14 protein-coding genes and 1 pseudogene are annotated in these 16798 nt (G+C 43.6%); 6 read left to right on the top strand and 9 right to left on the bottom strand.

Translation table 11 applies throughout. The annotated features are described in order from the left end of the window. Window positions 1–219 precede the first annotated feature (219 nt). Together LEP1GSC060_RS02660 and LEP1GSC060_RS02655 are read right to left on the bottom strand one after the other, a co-directional pair. Window positions 220–768, bottom strand: coding sequence for an NUDIX hydrolase (locus tag LEP1GSC060_RS02660; protein WP_002995479.1), 549 nt, complete (start codon window positions 766–768; stop codon window positions 220–222). Continuing rightward, the gene (locus tag LEP1GSC060_RS02655) at window positions 765–2705 is read right to left on the bottom strand and encodes a carbon starvation CstA family protein (RefSeq protein ID WP_002995311.1); all 1941 of its coding nucleotides are present in this window, start codon (window positions 2703–2705) and stop codon (window positions 765–767) included. Before LEP1GSC060_RS02655 ends, LEP1GSC060_RS02660 begins: the two co-directional genes overlap by 4 nt. 143 nt (window positions 2706–2848) lie before the next feature. Between LEP1GSC060_RS02655 and LEP1GSC060_RS02650 the strand changes: the two genes are divergently transcribed. Next, window positions 2849–3724 carry a J domain-containing protein gene (locus LEP1GSC060_RS02650; RefSeq protein WP_002995091.1) on the top strand — a complete coding sequence of 292 codons (876 nt, stop codon included), beginning with the start codon at window positions 2849–2851 and terminating at the stop codon, window positions 3722–3724. A 1-nt stretch (window position 3725) separates the two neighbouring features. Continuing rightward, the gene (locus tag LEP1GSC060_RS02645) at window positions 3726–4352 is read left to right on the top strand and encodes a CBS domain-containing protein (protein ID WP_002995177.1); all 627 of its coding nucleotides are present in this window, start codon (window positions 3726–3728) and stop codon (window positions 4350–4352) included. 164 nt (window positions 4353–4516) lie between these two features. On the opposite strand, the gene ccrA is transcribed toward LEP1GSC060_RS02645, so the two are convergent. Then, a complete protein-coding gene (ccrA, locus tag LEP1GSC060_RS02640; protein ID WP_002995011.1) occupies window positions 4517–5764 on the bottom strand; it encodes a crotonyl-CoA carboxylase/reductase in 1248 nt (415 codons plus the stop codon). 193 nt (window positions 5765–5957) lie between these two features. Here ccrA and LEP1GSC060_RS20235 point away from each other — a divergent pair. The 3 genes and pseudogenes from LEP1GSC060_RS20235 to LEP1GSC060_RS02625 form a co-directional block, all read left to right on the top strand. Next, window positions 5958–6137, top strand: a pseudogene (locus tag LEP1GSC060_RS20235) (YqjF family protein); the annotation flags it as partial. 231 nt (window positions 6138–6368) lie between these two features. Next, complete coding sequence (locus LEP1GSC060_RS02630; RefSeq protein ID WP_002994886.1) at window positions 6369–7127, top strand: LIC10244 family PerRA/PerRB upregulated protein; 759 nt, start codon at window positions 6369–6371, stop codon at window positions 7125–7127. Window positions 7128–7322: 195 nt separating this feature from the next. After that, window positions 7323–7934 carry a uracil-DNA glycosylase gene (locus tag LEP1GSC060_RS02625; protein ID WP_002994889.1) on the top strand — a complete coding sequence of 204 codons (612 nt, stop codon included), beginning with the start codon at window positions 7323–7325 and terminating at the stop codon, window positions 7932–7934. Here LEP1GSC060_RS02625 and LEP1GSC060_RS02620 read toward each other — a convergent pair. From LEP1GSC060_RS02620 to LEP1GSC060_RS02605, 4 genes are all read right to left on the bottom strand, one after another. Beyond that, the gene (locus LEP1GSC060_RS02620; RefSeq protein WP_002994983.1) at window positions 7900–8862 is read right to left on the bottom strand and encodes an alpha/beta fold hydrolase family protein; all 963 of its coding nucleotides are present in this window, start codon (window positions 8860–8862) and stop codon (window positions 7900–7902) included. The two genes, LEP1GSC060_RS02625 and LEP1GSC060_RS02620, sit on opposite strands and share 35 nt — an antisense overlap. Window positions 8863–8881: 19 nt before the next feature. Further along, window positions 8882–9955 carry an alpha/beta fold hydrolase gene (locus LEP1GSC060_RS02615; RefSeq protein ID WP_036095172.1) on the bottom strand — a complete coding sequence of 358 codons (1074 nt, stop codon included), beginning with the start codon at window positions 9953–9955 and terminating at the stop codon, window positions 8882–8884. Window positions 9956–10098: 143 nt separating this feature from the next. Continuing rightward, window positions 10099–10629: a peptide-methionine (S)-S-oxide reductase MsrA gene (gene msrA, locus LEP1GSC060_RS02610; protein ID WP_002995080.1), complete on the bottom strand. Its 531-nt coding sequence runs from the start codon at window positions 10627–10629 to the stop codon at window positions 10099–10101. A 101-nt stretch (window positions 10630–10730) separates the two neighbouring features. Beyond that, window positions 10731–12164: a porin gene (locus tag LEP1GSC060_RS02605; protein ID WP_002995000.1), complete on the bottom strand. Its 1434-nt coding sequence runs from the start codon at window positions 12162–12164 to the stop codon at window positions 10731–10733. 251 nt (window positions 12165–12415) lie between these two features. Between LEP1GSC060_RS02605 and LEP1GSC060_RS02600 the strand changes: the two genes are divergently transcribed. Beyond that, window positions 12416–14128, top strand: coding sequence for an acyl-CoA dehydrogenase family protein (locus tag LEP1GSC060_RS02600; protein ID WP_002995304.1), 1713 nt, complete (start codon window positions 12416–12418; stop codon window positions 14126–14128). Between the two features lie 122 nt (window positions 14129–14250). On the opposite strand, the gene LEP1GSC060_RS02595 is transcribed toward LEP1GSC060_RS02600, so the two are convergent. Both LEP1GSC060_RS02595 and lpxK read right to left on the bottom strand, forming a co-directional pair. Beyond that, a complete protein-coding gene (locus LEP1GSC060_RS02595) occupies window positions 14251–15540 on the bottom strand; it encodes an LA_0442/LA_0875 N-terminal domain-containing protein (protein WP_420805471.1) in 1290 nt (429 codons plus the stop codon). Window positions 15541–15738: 198 nt separating this feature from the next. Further along, window positions 15739–16788 carry a tetraacyldisaccharide 4'-kinase gene (lpxK, locus tag LEP1GSC060_RS02585; protein ID WP_002995253.1) on the bottom strand — a complete coding sequence of 350 codons (1050 nt, stop codon included), beginning with the start codon at window positions 16786–16788 and terminating at the stop codon, window positions 15739–15741. Window positions 16789–16798 lie beyond the last annotated feature (10 nt).

Genomic DNA, 16798 nt, shown 5'->3' with positions numbered 1-16798 from the left:
ACACCGATTGGAAATCTTAAACTCAAGTACGTCGTATCTTCCGTCCCAATTGGGCGAAAACGCGTCGGTGTTGGTTTTTAAAAAAGCGCTTGGGTAGATGGAAAAATTAAAAAAGAAAAACGACGTTGTAATAAAACGAATTCCGTTCCGCATGAGTACATTCTAATTGGGTACGTTTTTTTTCCTATATTTTTTTTAAGAACGAAACGATCCGTTTTTTTAGGATTCTTTCGGAAGGTTCTTGCGGTTTCTGGTACTTCCTATGGAAAGCGAGTTCTTAACGGGAGAATTCTCGTATTCCTTTAGAGCGAAGTGAACGGAAGCAAAGGCTAATTCTTCCCAAGGAATTTCGTTTAATGAAAAGAGCTTCACTTCCTCGGACTCCGAACTTACGGAGAATTTTCCGTCCACCAAGTCCGCCAAGAAGAACATATAAATCTGACTGATATGAGGAATGCTGTAGACGCTCTGAAGTCCCACGATGTTGATCTCCGCGTTCGCTTCTTCCCGAGTTTCCCGAACGGCGCCTTCTTCCACGGTTTCCCTGTTTTCTAAAAATCCCGCGGGTAAGGTCCAAAATCCTTTTCTGGGTTCGATCGCTCGTTTGCAAAGAAGAATCCGATTCTCCCAAATCGGAATACTTCCGACTACAACTTTCGGATTTTGATAGTGGATCGTTCCGCAGTTGTCGCAGACGTGCCTGGACCGATTGTCTCCTTCCGGTATTTTATAAGCGACCGACGATCCGCATGAACTACAGTATTTCATACTTTTCTAATGCGATTCCAGGTTAAAACCGCCTCCGCCAAAAGCCAAAGAGTCAAAACGATCAACGTTCCTCCCACCGCCGCGAGAAGGAGGTTCGGAGAAGGCCCGGTTAAAAAGTCCAAAAAATTTCGAATCATCGCCCAGAGAGTTACGGATAATACGAACAACATCGGGATAAAAGAGACTTTGACGTTTTTCTTAGATTTCAAAAGAAAAACGGTTACGACCAAAAGCGCCAGTCCCGCTAAAAGTTGATTTGTGGTTCCGAAAAGTTTCCAGAGGGCGAGACCTGCGGGTTTTTTCTTTCCGTCTTGTTCGATTTCCATAAACGCAAAAATCCCGATTGCGGCGCAGGCGATCAGACTGGAAACGTATCGATTGCCGACTAACGTTTGAATCCAGGATATCCGAGTCGACTCCGCGATCTCTTCGATATTATACCGCAGAAGTCTCGTCGCGGAATCCAACGAGGTCAATGCGAAGCTGATTACGATGAGCGCGATAAAACCTTGTCCGAAGGTTTCGGGGATTCCGATCTGAGCCAGAAATCTTCCCGTTCCGTAAATGTAGGCTCCTACTTGCGGAGCTAAACCTTGGATACCCGACCAAGAACGATAAAAGCCGGTCCATTCTTCCGAAGAAGCGAACCCGATCGTACAAGCGATGACCGCCGATAAACCGAGTAAGGATTCTCCGATCATTCCTCCGTAACCGATCGGTCTTGCGTCCGTTTCCTTGTCCAATTGTTTGGCGGTGGTTCCCGAGCTGACTAACGCGTGAAATCCGGAAACCGCTCCGCAAGCGATCGTGATGAATACGAACGGAATCATATCGAAACCGATGGATTCGGTCCGGATCGCTTCCGCGTTGAAAGAAGAAAAGTTTTGCAAAATTCCTCCAGCAAAAAATCCGATATAAATCAAAATGATTCCTAAATACAATAAGAAGGAATTGATATAGTCCCTGCTTTGTAACAATAACCAGATCGGAGTTACCGAAGCTAAAAACGCGTAGAATAAAAGGATGTATTTCCAAGTTCCCGTCGAAGGAGAAGTTTCCACGCGGTTGAGTCCCGTTTCGGTGAGAATCGAATCCTGCATTCCCAATACCATGAAGAATAAGGTTCCGAACACGCTAATCACCGTTAGGGGAGTTAAGTTCATTCCTTTTTTGTAATGTAGATATCCCATGATCACCGCAAAAATCATGATCGCCGCGGATGGAATCACCGCTTCCGGAAAATGGCTTCTGAGTTTAATGAAAGGTTTTTCCTCGGTTCTGATTTCTCCGGGATGATCGTGATCCTTTTTGTTTGCGGTTTTGGAATTTGCAACCGTTGAATTTCGTTTTTGCGTTCGGTCGACATTTGTTGAAGTTGTTTCCGAAAGAGTTTTCCTTTCTTGTGCGGAAGTATCGACTGTCGTATTTGCCGTCGAAGTGGAAAGTAAACTCGCCTTAGGATCGGCGGAAAACATTTCCGCAAGTACGAGAACGAAAACTCCCATCGCTAACGCGACCAGGAAAAAGATGATCGCGTGAAACAAACTTCTCGCTCGGTGACCTAAAAGATCTTCCGCGACTTGACCGATACTTTTTCCCTGATTACGAACCGAAACTACGAGTGCGCCGAAGTCGTGTACACAACCCACGAAAATACTTCCGAATACGACCCAAATCATGGCGGGAAGCCAACCCCAGATGACGGCTACCGCAGGTCCGAGTACGGGAGCAAGTCCGGCAATGGACGCATAATGATGGCCGAATAAAACGATGGGTTTTGTGGGAAGGTAATCCACTCCGTCGTTGAGTTTGTGCGCCGGCGTATCTTTCGGATTGTCCTTTAAATCGAAGATGGATTTGGAAATATAACCCGAGTAGAATTTATATCCGAGAAAATAAACCAGAAAACAAATAAGAACGGAGATCAAAGGAAGCATAATAAGGATGGATGAGTTTAGGAAACCTTACGAGCAAACCTTTTTTCAACGTTCGGGAAGATTTCCGTTTCCGATTCTCGAAGTCTAATTGGAAAAAGAATTGATGAACGGATTTGTAAGGGTGGAAAATTTGGAAGAAGAGTATGCAGACTCGAAGTTTTGATCAGATCCGTTCCTCCTTGGAGGATATTATTTTTGAGATTCAATCCGGATGTACGAATTGTGAATGGTACATTCCGGTGGAAAAGATTATCTCCGCTTTGGATATCCGCAAAGAAGATTACTATAGAATTTTTTACGATCTGAGAAGCGAAGTTCATTTTTCCTCCAGAGCCGCCGCGGGTTTTAACGAAACACATGCAGATTCTCTCATCCGTCTTCTTTCCAAAATTCTAAGGATAGAAGGAATCGAGAATGAATTTGCAAAAAACGGAATATACTTCGACGATAATTATCTCGCGGAGCTTCAAATCAGCTTAAAACAAACGATTCAGTCTCGTTTACAAAGACACGAGCTGGATAAGGAGCTGCTTTTACTTTTGTCGTCCGCGACCTTGGATTTCGACGACGCTTTTGATTCTTACTTCGACGATAGATTCAATTTCGAAAGAATCGTGGAAAACGGAATCGCCGATTTTATCGAATTAAAATCGATTCAAAACGATTACGGGGCCGACGTCTTTTTTAAAAAACATATCTTTTCCATTCTCAATACGAAGGTTTTTCATCTCCGCGAGATCACGAGAGAATACAGGGACAGGGCGTATTACGATTTGTTCGGAACGTTCCGCAAAAAACCGAAAAAGAAAAAACCCGTTTCCGTATTTCAAGAGATGGATCCGGAAACGCAGAGACATTTGGACGTTCTCGGATTCGACGCGCCTTGTACATTAGAAGAATTGAAAAAACGATTCAAGGAATTGATCAAGAAATATCATCCGGACGTCAACAAGGACGGACTTGAAATGACCCAGAGAATCATCGCTTCTTATAATTTTTTGATCCTGAGGATGGGTTAGTTTGTTCTTTTGGGTAATGAGAGGAGTTTCCGAACCCTACATTCCTCCGGCTCAAGCCGAGATCGTTCATCCTTTACATTCGATCCCGCCTTCTCCTTTCGTTAAAAAGATAGAATCGGAACAAGATCTCGAAAGAAAAAATCGCCCAAAAAACGCGGGAAAAGAAATCGGCGCCGAATACAAAATCGCCGGAAAGATCCGATCCGGTTCGGGAGAACCGCTTTCCTCGCTTACGGCAAAAGATTTGATGACTTCTCCCGTGGTGGAATTTTCGGATCAGGATCCGATCGCGAGAGCCGAAGAAATTTTCGTTCGGAAACGTTTTCGCCACGTTCCGGTGGTCGACGAAAAAAACACGTTATGCGGCATTCTGTCCGATCGGGATTGGATGCGTTGGAAATTGGAACACATTACGATGGCCGAACAAACGATCGGGCAGATCATGAAAACGAAAGTTCTTTCGGTTCGGATTTTTGCGGGGATCGGAGAAATTTCAAAAGTTTTTTTCGAGGAAAGAATCGGATGTCTTCCCGTTGTGAACGATCAGTTTCAAGTGATCGGTATCATTACGAGAAGCGACGTTTTGCGTGCGATCTTAAGAGTGAGCGAAAGAGAATTTTTCGCCTAGAGGAAGTAAGATTTTTCTTTCAAGTCCGATTCCTCCTAACCCTTTCTACTCTACAAAACCTGACGCTACAACCGATAGGAAGCAACGTTCGGTTTTGTCTCGACTTCTGAGCCGCGTAGAATCAACCGTTCCGGCGGCTCTATGAAATCGATCGAGATCGGAAATTATTTCTTTCCCAACCCCGGTTTGTCGGCGCCGACCAAAATCGACATGTTTCCGGCCGGATGTTTGTTTTCCTTCATCAACTGGTGTGCGGTGGCGGTTTCGTTCCAAACGAAGGTTTTAGAAAGACAAGGATCTACTTTTTTTTCGATCACTAAATCGTTCAGACCTTTTGAGTTGTCGTCGTTTGCAAAGTGAGAACCTTGAAGACGTTTTTGTCTCATCCAGAGATAACGTAAGTCAACGGTTGCGTTGAAACCGGTAGTTCCCGCGCAGATCACAACCATACCTCCCGTTTCACAGACGAACATGGAAGTAGGAATGGTGGTTTCACCCGGATGTTCGAAAACGATTTTTGGATTTTTTCCTTTTCCGGCGATGTCCCAGATTGCCTTTCCGAACTCGCGAGCGGATTTGGTCCATTCTACGAACTTTTCCATCTTGTTGATTTCGGAGGTCAACGCTCCCCAATGGGAGAATTTCTTACGATTGATAACACCCGCGGCGCCTAACTTCATACAGAAATCGATTTTGTCGTCTTCGGAAACGACTGCGATCGGAATTCCACCTGCGGCTTTTACGATCTGAATCGCCATCGCTCCGAGTCCGCCCGCTCCTCCCCAGATCAAAACCACGTCGTCTTTTTGGACGTTGTTCGGAGTCCAGTGATGAAGCATTCTATACGCGGTGGCTCCTACGAGCATGTAGGCTGCGGCTTCTTCCCAAGTGAGATGTTTCGGTTTTGGAAGACACTGATGGTCTTGAACCTTGCAGAATTGTGCAAAGGAACCCCAGTTGGTTTCGTATCCCCAGATCAACTGAGAAGGCGCGAACATCGGATCCTTTCCGGCTTTAATCCAAGGATCGTTTCGATCCCAGATTCCGCAGTGAAGAACGACTTCGTCTCCGACTTTTACGTTCTTAACATCGGCGCCGACTTTATAAACGATGCCGGATGCGTCGGAACCGCCGATATGAAACGGTTCGGGTTCTCCTTTTTTGTTTCTGGCGCCGATCACATCTACGGGAAATCCGAGAGCGGCCCAAACGTTGTTATAATTTACACCGGCTGCCATTACCGCAACGAGGACTTCGTCCGGTGCGAGTTCTGGAACATCGATGAGTTCTTCCTGAATGGCTGTGATCGGATCGCCGAAACGATTGGCTCTAACGACCTGTGCATACATTTTTTTGGGAACCTGCCCCAAGGGGGGGAGGGTTCCGATTGGAACGGATTCAATTTGGCTCATGTGCACAGATTTCTGAACTTTGGTATTTCATCTACACCAATTTTAGGGGAGTTCCCGCACTTCGAGTCGCTAGGAATTAGATGTTAAGGGCGTTGTAGCGTCCTAAAACAAGGTAAAACTTATGTAGGATTGGCGCCGTTTCGAATGAAGGGCGTTCGATCGGTTTATCTGCCGCCGCTTCCTTGGATTTCTTATTTATCGAGGAGAAGTGCATCATCTGCCCTTGCCTCTGCAAAAAGCGGAGTGTACGATTTATCATAATACTATTTTAAAAAATCATAATATGCCTCTCACAAATTCGAACTCGGAGCCTCCGGTTCATTTTGTCGAATCTCTCAAAGTCGCTTTTTTTCCCTTGGTTCCCCGTTTCTAAAATACGATCCAGGACTACTTATAGGATAAACTTGAAAAATAACGAAGAAAGGTTTTTGTATTTTTAATATAGATATTTAAAGAAAAAGGTTTTAAAAAAAAGAAAATCCGCGTCTTATGAATGCAACTTTATTCAGAAAGAATTCATCACTTCCAAACGGCCGTCTTTAAAACATTAAAGAGACGACGAGATTGGAAAAAATCAAATAATAAAATTCGGAGAAACTAAAACATGCTGGTACAAATACATCCAAATCGTTTTTTTTACACGGATAAGGATCGGGAACAAAGTTTACAAGTTTTAGGAACGATGCTGGAGCTGAGTGAAAAGTGTTACGTATTTGGAAAATATTTTTTTATCGATTCCTTTGATTCCGAAGAACATCCGTTTTTTCTAAGAAAGGGATTCGATCTGATGGGAATCGGGATGGACTCCGAAAACGTCGGCAATATTTTGAAAGGATATATCGTTTCCGGAAACTACGAAGGAAAAGAACTTTTAGATAGAATCATCATACTCGAAGGAATCGAAACGATTCAGAGAGAACTTCCCATCTCCGTCTTTTTGGAAAAGGTCGCGTCTTATTTCGGAGAATCTTACCAAAAGGACTTTTGGAATTTCGTGAATCAAAAAAGAAAAGAGATCGATACGATTCTTCTCAACGATTTTTACTCCGAGTTTTGCAATTCCGAACCTCAGATCGATTCCGATATTCTCTTGAACAGGGCGTTTCATTCGTTATCGTATAACGAACTGAAGGATTTATTGAGACAGGTAAGCCTTCCGGATTTGGCGGAAGCGTTAAAGAGTGTGCGGGAAAAACTTGTGATTCAAGTGCTTGATTTTCTGGATCGAGAATCGTCTCGATGGTTGATGAAAGAGCTGATGAAATCGAACGATTCTTACGATAGTTCCGAAAAAGTAAAAGAGGCTCAGTTGAAAATTCTCGGGATATTTGCCTCTAAAAAAGAAATGAACCGAAATTTCTGAACCGTTAGTAGGTTGTATCCGGCCGGAACCAAATATAATTTAGAATATTCTGAAATACGAATTTATAATTTCCCCAAACATAATACGGTTTTGCGAATGTGGTTTCGGAAATAAAGGCGTCACATTTTCCGTAAGAGCGATCATTTCCATTGACTTCGGCGAAACTCTTTTTCAGTTTGGATGGAACGTATTTTCATGAGCAAAGAAGAAAAACTGAGAAGACTGAGCCTCGTTCAATCCGAGGTTTCCGCGTGTAAACTCTGCAAACTCCATACGACCCGCACTCAAACGGTTTTTGGAGAAGGCAACCCGGATACGGAAGTCGTTTTTATCGGGGAGGGACCCGGTAGACAAGAGGATCTTACCGGCCGTCCTTTTGTGGGCAAAGCCGGTGAACTTCTTACGAGAATTATAGAAAAAGGAATGGGAGTTCCCAGGGAATCGGTTTACATCGCGAACATCGTAAAGTGTAGACCGACGGTGGATATGAAATTCGAAAAGGACAGACCTCCCGAAGAGGAGGAAACCAGAGCCTGCGCCCCGTATCTTTTGAGACAACTCGAGATCATTCAACCGAAAGCGATCGTAACTCTCGGAAATCCTTCCACAAGATTTATCTTAAATACGAAAGAAGGAATTACCAAACTCAGAGGAACCTGGGGAACCTTTTTCGGAATTCCAGTGATGCCTACGTATCACCCTAGTTTTGTGATTCGTAACGGCGGGGAGAACAGCCCTCTCAAACGAGAAGTTTGGGAGGACATCAAAAAGGTTATGGATTTGTTGGGCTGGAAGAAACCTTCGTAGTTTCGGGTCCTTTTTCTTTCAGCCAATCGGCGATTTTTTGATAGATGTCGGAAGGCGCGTCTTCGTGGGCGAAAAGTCCTAAGTGATCGTAGTCGATGGACATTCCGTTGTCTCTTCCGGCTTCCCAATATTCTTTTCTCCCTTTTTTTCTTTTATAAACCGGATGAATACTTTCGGTCGGCGATACGTTGTCGATTCTTCCTCCGATAAAAAGAGAAGGAAAGTTTGTGGACTCGAACGGTTCCCAGGTTTTCGGATTTTCTTCCAAAGCCGGCAAGTAGTTAAGAATATTTTGATATATGAATAGAGTCGTAGGATCGTCTTCGTCTAAGGAGATAAAACGTTTGCAGAAACTGTCCTTATTTTTGCAGGAAACGCTCAAATCGGTTCCGAATTTTTTTTCGGCTTTCATCTGTTCTAAAAAACTATCGTTGTATTTATAGTCCATTCCCGTTCCGAGAAAAAACGCTTTGGATATGTCCGGAATCTTTTTGGCTTTGAAAGAATGTAATAACGCCTGTCCTCCCAAAGAAACCCCGCCCAGAACGTATTCTTTTTGACCGGTGACTTTTTGAATTCTTGCGATGACTTCCGGAATCAGATTTTCCCCTACATCTTTGAGATTTACGGATTTGTAATCTTCGAAGTGTAACAACCAAACCGAAAAACCGTTTCCGTTTAACACTCCGATCAGCCCCGATTTATCTCCGAGGTACAACGCCTTTTTGTTTATAAAAACCGGATCCACGAGAAGAATCGGAGGATGGGAAGAATTTTCATAGGAAAACGTGGTCAAAAACACGTTCGGTCCTAGGTTTGCGGTTTGTGACGCGAATTTTTGTCCGGTAATGACCACATAACGCGTACAGTTTAAAAAAACGGTCAAAAAGATAAGGACCGCGGCCGATTTTGTTTTTGTAAGTTTCATTTTTAAATCCGAAATAAAATTAGTTTCTTTTATCCAACCAAGTCGCGATAGGAATGAATATGTCCTTGTCCGCATTCTTTCCGACGATCAAATCGGCGTGGCCGTAGTCATCGGAATGATGGTTCGCTCTGGATACGATAAAAAGAGTTTTGTCTTCGGAGGAAATCGTATCGTAGGCGTAACGAAGGGAGTAGGTCGTTCCGATTTTGTCTCTTCTGCCCGCGACCAACAAAGTCGGAATTTTGATATTTTTGAGTCCGTTCGAATAGGAAATCTTACGATCTAAACTTCGGATCTCTCCGCTTTCCGCAAAATCCTGAAACTGTAGGATTTCCTTTTTCGTTCCGGGATTGATCGAAGTCGTTTTAACGCCGGAAAGGATCGAAGAATCGATATTCGGTTTATGCCAAAAAAGTTCTTCGAAGGATTTTTGAGGAAGAAACGGGATTCCGGTGGCTCCTTGAATGCCGATCCAGGTTTCGGCGGGAACGACCGGCCAAAGATTCGTCAACCAAGAAAGAGAAGCCCAACCTTTCAGAGCGGAACTCGGAGCATCCAGAATCGCGGCCGAACCGATCGCCACAAAGTTTGCGATCCTGTTTTCGCCGAGGCTTCCGATTCTCGCATAGATAATCATTCCACCCATACTATGCCCGATCCAATTGACCTTGTCCTTTCCGGTAGCGTTTAACACGTGTTTGATGGCGGCATCCGCGTCGTATTGGATGTAGTCGTCCATGCCGTAAGAAAACGTTTTATCTCCGAAAAACAAGGAAGGGTAACCCGCATCCCTTCTTCCTCTCAAATCCAACAACCAAACGTCGTAACCTTCTTTTTGAAGTCTACCGACAATGGAACTTTTTTCGTTGATCTTCAGATAGGTTCGATTGGCGAGTAAACCGTGGCATAATAGGACGGGATATTTTTTGGAAGGAGAATTGGATGCGGGCGGAAAATGTTCGAGCGTCAGATCCCAACCGTCCGCCGTTTTAGGACGATGAATTTCTCCTTGAAGTTGTATGCTCGTGGTACACCGGGAAAAAAACATTCCCAGTAAAAAAATCAAAAAGGTTTTTCGGATATCGGCGTTCATTAGAGAATTATACTATCATCCGATTCGAAGAGTATCAAGTAGAATCTTCCGCCGCGCTCTAAAACCCCGATTTTCTTTTGTTAAAAAGTTCGGAGCCGCAAGAAACGATCCTTTGAACGATTTCTTATGAAAATGATGTAAAGTTAAGAATTTATTTTTTTAACTCTGAAACCCGTTTTGATATATTTGTCGATTTTCGGTTTGATCACATAATGACAGTAAGACTGTTCCGGATTGGTTCTGAAATAATTTTGATGATAATTTTCCGCGGGATAAAATTCTTTCAGCGCTTCCACTTGAGTCACGATCGGGTCCGAAAATTGTTCTCCGGCTTTTTGTACGGCTTCTTCCGCTTGTTTTTTTTGTTCGGGAGAATGATAGAGAATGACGGATCGATACTGGGTCCCCACGTCGTTTTCTTGTCGGTTTAACGTAGTGGGGTCGTGAGAGATCCAGAAAACTTCCAGGATCTCGGGATAACCGATGATCTTCGGATCGAAAATGATCTGCACTACTTCCGCGTGTCCTGTGGTGCCGGAACATACGGAACGATAATCCGGATTTTTCGTTCGTCCGGCCGCATATCCGGATACGACGGATTCTACACCTTCCACCGTCTGATACACAGCCTCAAGACACCAAAAACAACCGCCGCCTAATGTTGCTTGTTCCATAGGGAACGATTCGAGCCGAAAATCAAAAAGGTTGCAAGTAGTTTACGAATCGTTTCGATTTACAATTTGTTTTTCGTATGGCTGAAATTCGAATTCAAAGTTTAGATTTTAAGCGAAATCGCAAAAACGATAAACTTTTCCTCTTTCGATTTCGATCGATCTCGATCAAAAACAGCGTCGTAAGAACGAAAATATCTTCCTTCCAATCGAATCATCGCGTTTTCGTTCGGAATGTAATCGAAGGTTGTGGTCGCACCCGAAGTTAAAAATCCGTTTTTCGTATCTGTTTGTACGATCGTTTGCTGCGAATCATACATTCTTTCCAAACGTAAGGAAGTTCTGAATTTCTCGATCGGTCTCCAAGTGATCCAAAACGTTCCGTGATACCATTGCCTATAGGCTTGAACTCCGGGATCGGGAACTCTTTGAATTCCGACGTCGCCCGATCCGGCCACAATAAAGTGTTTTGTGATATGATATTGAAGTATTAAATTATTATAATATCTTGTTTGACGCGGCCGGTTATCGGGAGCCTCGTTTCCCACGAATGTGTTGTGGGTAATTTTGAACTTATCCGTGATTTTGTAATCGATTTGAGTTCCGATCGCTTTATCGCGGTTCGTTTCGGTGATATTGGACCAACCGTTCATCAGATGAAGCTGAAAGGACAGTTTTTCCGAATATTGATAGGAGAGTCTGAAACCGCTCGAATAATAAGGCACGTAATCCAGAGAGAGGGCCCTCGAATAATTCCAGTTGTTCTGAGAGATCCAACTTTCGAGTCCGATGTTTCCGAAATAAATTCCGCCGTCGAGCCAGAGATTTTTTGCGAGTTTGACTCCGGCGTAAGCTTCTTGAATGTTTCGTACGGAAAGTTCGTTGGAATTTTTTTCCGAGCTGACTTCGTATTTGTAATTCGCGTTTACAGAGTTTCCAAATTGGAAAGCGACTCTGCCTCGGTATTGATCCGTTTCAACCTTGCCGTCAATGTAAGCGAGATTGATATTAGCTTCGTCCCAACGCGCCGGTTGAGTGAGATAGCGATTGTCCCTTGAGTGGGGGCGGTACGGATTGTGTGCGTAATAAGAATCTATAAAAAAACCGAACTTGGGAAGATGTTTGTTTTCTTCCTGAGTTCCTTTCGAAGAGGAGTCGTCCCGGGGTTGTTCTTTTTTTTCAAGGTCTTCCTTGGATTGAAATTCCTCCGAATCGTTTTTCGATTCCGTTTCATTGAAAACTTTCGGCTCCGGTCGGGTTTGAATGTTTGTCGAAGATTTTTGGGAAGGATCTAAATTTTTTTCAGAACCGTTTTCCTTTGTTTGCGGAACGGTTGTCTTGACTTCTTTTTTTTCTTGAGCATAAACCGAATTGGAAAAAACAAAATTGGAAAAATATAAAATCGAAAGAATTCGAAGAACGTACTTTCGTAATTTCATTCCGCTGGACGAGCTTTTTTGTACGGATCTCAAACCGCACTCGGTTCGAGTTTGTTTTTGAGAACATTCTAATTTTTGAAAATTCAGTTTTTGAATCATGATAGAAGTTTATAAAATCGTTTTTAGAATGCAATAGCCAAACCCGTAAATTAAAATTAGAATTCTCGTTTTGGAATTAAGAAAGAATTAAGAACCGAGTCGCGAAACTTTACGGGTTTACCCGAAGCTCGGATTTTTGATTACAAATACTCAAACTTAGGAAAACTCATCGCAAAAGATAATTTTACCCGCAATTTTCCTTTTCTCAGTCTTTCCAATCCTTTACAGTGGCGGATTCAAGGGGAGACATTATGATTCAAAACAATTACTTTTCGGACAATCAAGATATCCAGGATCATTTCGAACACATTCTACCCTGGACGGAAATCATACTCGATTACGAAAACGAATTCTCCGACGCCTCGAACGGAGGACCGACAAATCCGTCGGAAGCAAAAGAATATTATAAAACCGTGTTGGAAACCGTGGGGGATCTCGCCGGAAATATTCTTTCTCCTCACGTGGCGGAGTTGGACCGGCAAGGTCTGGAGTTCAAGGACGGAAAAGTCGAGTTTCCGCCGAAGATGCTCGAACTGGTATCCAAAGTCGTCGATGCGGGAGTTCAGGCTTACGGATTTTCGAGACAGTACGGCGGACTCGGAGTACCTTGGACCGTGAAATCCTTTATTTCCGAAATTTTTTACAGAGTGGACGCGTCACTCGCCATTGCGATCGGATGTGTAAATCTCGCCGAAATTTTGGAACGACACGCGACTCAGGAAATGAAGGACGAATGGCTTCCCCGTTTTGCCGCGGGAAAATTCGTCTGTGCGATGGGGCTTACCGAACCCGATCACGGTTCCGATCTTTCCAATCTCAGAACCAAAGCCGTAAAAGACAAGGATGGACGCTGGGTGTTAAACGGAAGTAAACGTTTTATCACACACGGTTGCGGGTTCGGCGATATCCCGGCGGTATTACTTACGCTGGCTCGTTCGGGAGAAGTCGGATCCGGAGCGAGGGGACTTTCTTTTTTTCTCGTACAAAGCGCGGACGTTCAAATTGCGGGAATCGAACGCAAACTCGGTCTTCATTGTTCTCCGACTTGCGAAGTGGTTTTTGAAAACTCTCCCGGACTTTTGATCGGAGAAGAAGGTTACGGACTCGTAAAGTATACGATGGGAATGTTGAACGGAGCGAGGATGGGAATCGCACAACAATCCACGGGACTTGCAACCGCGGCATATTATGAAGCTCTAAAATACGCAAACGAAAGAATTCAATTCGGAAGACCTTTGATCGAAATCCCCGCCGTGAAAAAAATCATGGATCGAATCGAAAGGGAAACCTACGCGATGCGTTGTCTGACGTTGGAAGGATCTCGCGTAATGGATCGTTATTATTGGAGAGCGCTTCGACTTGAAGAACAAGGCGCCTCCGAAAAAGAAGCGAAGAACGACACGGTCGTTCGTTATTGGGAAAAAATCGCAAACGTTCTGACTCCGATCAGCAAGTTTTATTGTTCCGAATCGTGTTTGAAAGCGGTCAGCGACGCGCTTCAGATACACGGAGGTTCGGGTTATACCGAAGACTATGATATCGCGAGAATTTATCGCGACGCGAGGATCACCACGATCTACGACGGGACTTCGCAAATTCAAATCAACGCGTGTATCGGAGGAATCGTTTCCGGGATGACTCATACGTTCGGAGAATATCTGACCGAACTCGTAAATCGGTTGGATTCTTCCTTGGTTCATAAATTGTTCCACGGATTTCAGGAGTTGGTCGCCCTCTATAAACATCTTTCAAAAAAAGAGGATAAGGATACGTATGCGGAAGAGATCGTTTTCACCTGCTCCAGACTTTTAGCGGGAGTTTTGTTCGAACTTTCTTGTAAAAGGCTTCCGGAAGATAGAAAACAAATTCGACTTAAACATACAAAGGATTATCATATCGATACTCTTTCCGTTTTGGAAGGGAATCTCGCAAAATTAAAAGAAGTGAACGGCGCTCGCGACTAACGTGAATTTTATGGTTGAAAGTTCGGGCGAATCCGTTTGTGACTTTCGAAAAATATAAAAGAAACATATGAGTAAAAAAGAATATTCTAAAATTACGATAGGATATGAAGATACGGAAAAACTCAGAAATCGAAACGGTGATTCACGCCGAACTGAACGTACGTAAGAATCGTTTTGGATTCGTGCAACATCGGAATCAGAATTCTCGGTCCGAAAATTTTCAACCCGAGTTGATCCTGGTTTCCTCCGTCGTCTTCCGTGATATAACCGGATTGGAGAGTGTTTTTTAAGGTCATATGACTCGTTTCCACAAATACGCTCCAGTTTCCTTTTACGTTGGCGGAAAGTTTGAGATTGATTTCGGTTCCCTTCGATTTCCACCAATAGTCCAATCCGAATTGATTGAGGCGAAGAGCGGCGTTCGAGCTATCGATTCTATATTCGTAATTTTTAAAGGAGGAGGGGCTCGTCAAATTCAAATGAAGAATTTGTCCTTGGAACGTAAATCGTTTCAAAAACTTCCACTCGAATCCGACCCCGAAACTATATCCTTTATGATGACTGGAATATTCGCGAAAACTAATGCGATTCGGATTGATTCCGCTCGCCGTCTTTGGACCTAAACTGTCGACCTCTTGATCCGTTTTTGTCCAGATTCTTTCTATACCGCCCAAAATTTGCAAATCCAAAACCGGATGTGGATAAGGAGTAAAGCCGATACGGGACGAAACTTTTTGAAATTTGGAGCTGGCTTCTCCAAAAATCGCGTTAACCGCTCTTTCACCGGACCCGGAACCGTCCGTTCCGAAAGCGAGGGTTTGGAACCCGTTCACGTCGAAATTATGTTTTGCCTGTGTCCCGCGTAACTCAAAGGTAAAACGATTCCACGCGTATCGGATCCGAGTCGTAGAACCGTTGTTAGGCGTTTTGTACGGATTGGTGAGAATTTCCGCCTGACCCGAACTGCTGAAAGCCAAACCCGCGTATTGAATGGTTTGAAAAAAAGGCCGGAGCTCGGATTGTTCGGTTCCGTTTCCGATCCCGAAAGAAACTTCGAGAAAATGTCTTTTCGAATCGATCAGTTCCCGTTCCCTTTTTTTTTCTTTTTCCAACTTGGATTTTTGATTTAGAGCGAGTTCCGCGGATTTCTTTTTTTCGATCTCTTTGTTTTTTTGAGTCTCCTCTTTTTTAGGAGGATTTTCGGCGATTTTAGAAAAAGATATTTTTCGAATGTTCGATTTTTGAAAAACCTTTGTGGTTCCGTCCGCGAGTTTAAAGGTAACGGTTTCCTTATCCTGGTCGACGATACGTCCTTCCACTTTTTTTCCGGATTTTAAAAGAAGGGTTTCGCTTCCAAGAGAAGCGGACGTAAGAAGAAAAACGAGTATCGAATATGAAATAATTTTTTTCATAAGTTTGTTTATCGAAAATACGATAACGGGAAATGATAACATATCGTTTGAATCCTGCAATTCGAATTGGAATTTTAAAAATGAAATACGATAAAAAAGAATCCGTAAAGTTTCGGGCCGGGGCTTCCCGTCCGCAAGCGGACGGTCGTGCTGCTTCGGGCTCGCGGATTCCCGCTCGGTCTTCGTCTGCGACGAAGACTACCCCTTCGCATCACTAAGCCGTAGTTTTTCTTTGAGAAAAGAAACGAGTTTTTCTTCCTTATCAAGTTTACTTTCTAACAGAAGGATTCTTAAATTCTCCGCAGGTTTTGAAATTTTGACGAGATCTTTTTCGGTACATACGAGATAGTCGTAGTCTTTGGAAATCTTATCCAGGGCGTTCTCGTCTTCCATCGTATAAGAATGATGATCACGGAAGGTTCTCGTTTCCAATTCGAGCGGTTGAAATTTCCGAATCATCGAAAAGAAAACTTCCGGATTTCCGATTCCGGTGAACGCATATATTCTTTTTCCATAAAATACTTTCGGAGAATCCGATTGTAAGTTCGGAGATAGGAGTTTATCCGGTTCCGAAGAAAAACGAAGAATTTCTTTGGAGAATTCCCTTCGAATATTCTGTACGATCCTTTCCGCGGAAGGTTCGTATTTCGAAAACACGATCCAATCGGCTCTTGTAAGAGAAGGGATCGGTTCTCTCAGATTGCCTGCGGGAATTAAAAAACGTTCCCTATGAATCCTGCTCGAATCCAATAAAACGATATCGACGTCCCTTTCCAAAACGTGGTGTTGAAATCCGTCGTCCAAAATCACGATCGGATTTTCTTTCATTTTCAATTCCTCCTTAAAACGTAGATAAGAGGAATGTCTGTCTCTTCCGATCCAAACTTCCGCAAACGGAAGATGTTTTTTTAAAAGAAGAGGTTCGTCTCCCGCTTCCCTCGGAGTGGATTGTTGTACGACTCTATATCCGCCTTTGGATCCGGCCGCGCCGTATCCTCTGGACAAAAGAACGATTTTTCTTTCCGGAAATTTTTTATGAATCAGTTTTGCAAGATAAATCGAAAACGGAGTTTTTCCGGTGCCGCCCATGGAGATATTTCCGACGCTGATTACAAAGGCTCCGGGAAGTTTTTTCTTTTTGGTAAGTTTTTGATCGAGCAGAAAAAGAGCGCGATAGATAAAGGAAAACGCATATAGAATCGGAAACAGAACGACGTGTATAAGTGAAATAAGGGTGAAAGACTTCATGAGAAAATTA

This window comes from Leptospira weilii serovar Ranarum str. ICFT (assembly GCF_000332415.1).
GTDB lineage: Bacteria > Spirochaetota > Leptospiria > Leptospirales > Leptospiraceae > Leptospira > Leptospira weilii_A.
The sequence above is the reverse complement of the archived record's forward strand: the minus strand, read 5'-3'. Positions and strand labels throughout refer to the sequence as shown.

Coding starts and splice junctions, on each gene's coding strand:
- LEP1GSC060_RS02660 (WP_002995479.1), bottom strand. CDS start 768: ATGAAATACTGTAGTTCATGCGGATCGTCGGTCGCTTATAAAATACCG.
- LEP1GSC060_RS02655 (WP_002995311.1), bottom strand. CDS start 2,705: ATGCTTCCTTTGATCTCCGTTCTTATTTGTTTTCTGGTTTATTTTCTC.
- LEP1GSC060_RS02650 (WP_002995091.1), top strand. CDS start 2,849: ATGCAGACTCGAAGTTTTGATCAGATCCGTTCCTCCTTGGAGGATATT.
- ccrA (WP_002995011.1), bottom strand. CDS start 5,764: ATGAGCCAAATTGAATCCGTTCCAATCGGAACCCTCCCCCCCTTGGGG.
- LEP1GSC060_RS02630 (WP_002994886.1), top strand. CDS start 6,369: ATGCTGGTACAAATACATCCAAATCGTTTTTTTTACACGGATAAGGAT.
- LEP1GSC060_RS02625 (WP_002994889.1), top strand. CDS start 7,323: ATGAGCAAAGAAGAAAAACTGAGAAGACTGAGCCTCGTTCAATCCGAG.
- LEP1GSC060_RS02620 (WP_002994983.1), bottom strand. CDS start 8,862: ATGAAACTTACAAAAACAAAATCGGCCGCGGTCCTTATCTTTTTGACC.
- LEP1GSC060_RS02615 (WP_036095172.1), bottom strand. CDS start 9,955: ATGAACGCCGATATCCGAAAAACCTTTTTGATTTTTTTACTGGGAATG.
- msrA (WP_002995080.1), bottom strand. CDS start 10,629: ATGGAACAAGCAACATTAGGCGGCGGTTGTTTTTGGTGTCTTGAGGCT.
- LEP1GSC060_RS02605 (WP_002995000.1), bottom strand. CDS start 12,164: ATGATTCAAAAACTGAATTTTCAAAAATTAGAATGTTCTCAAAAACAA.
- LEP1GSC060_RS02600 (WP_002995304.1), top strand. CDS start 12,416: ATGATTCAAAACAATTACTTTTCGGACAATCAAGATATCCAGGATCAT.
- LEP1GSC060_RS02595 (WP_420805471.1), bottom strand. CDS start 15,540: ATGAAAAAAATTATTTCATATTCGATACTCGTTTTTCTTCTTACGTCC.
- lpxK (WP_002995253.1), bottom strand. CDS start 16,788: ATGAAGTCTTTCACCCTTATTTCACTTATACACGTCGTTCTGTTTCCG.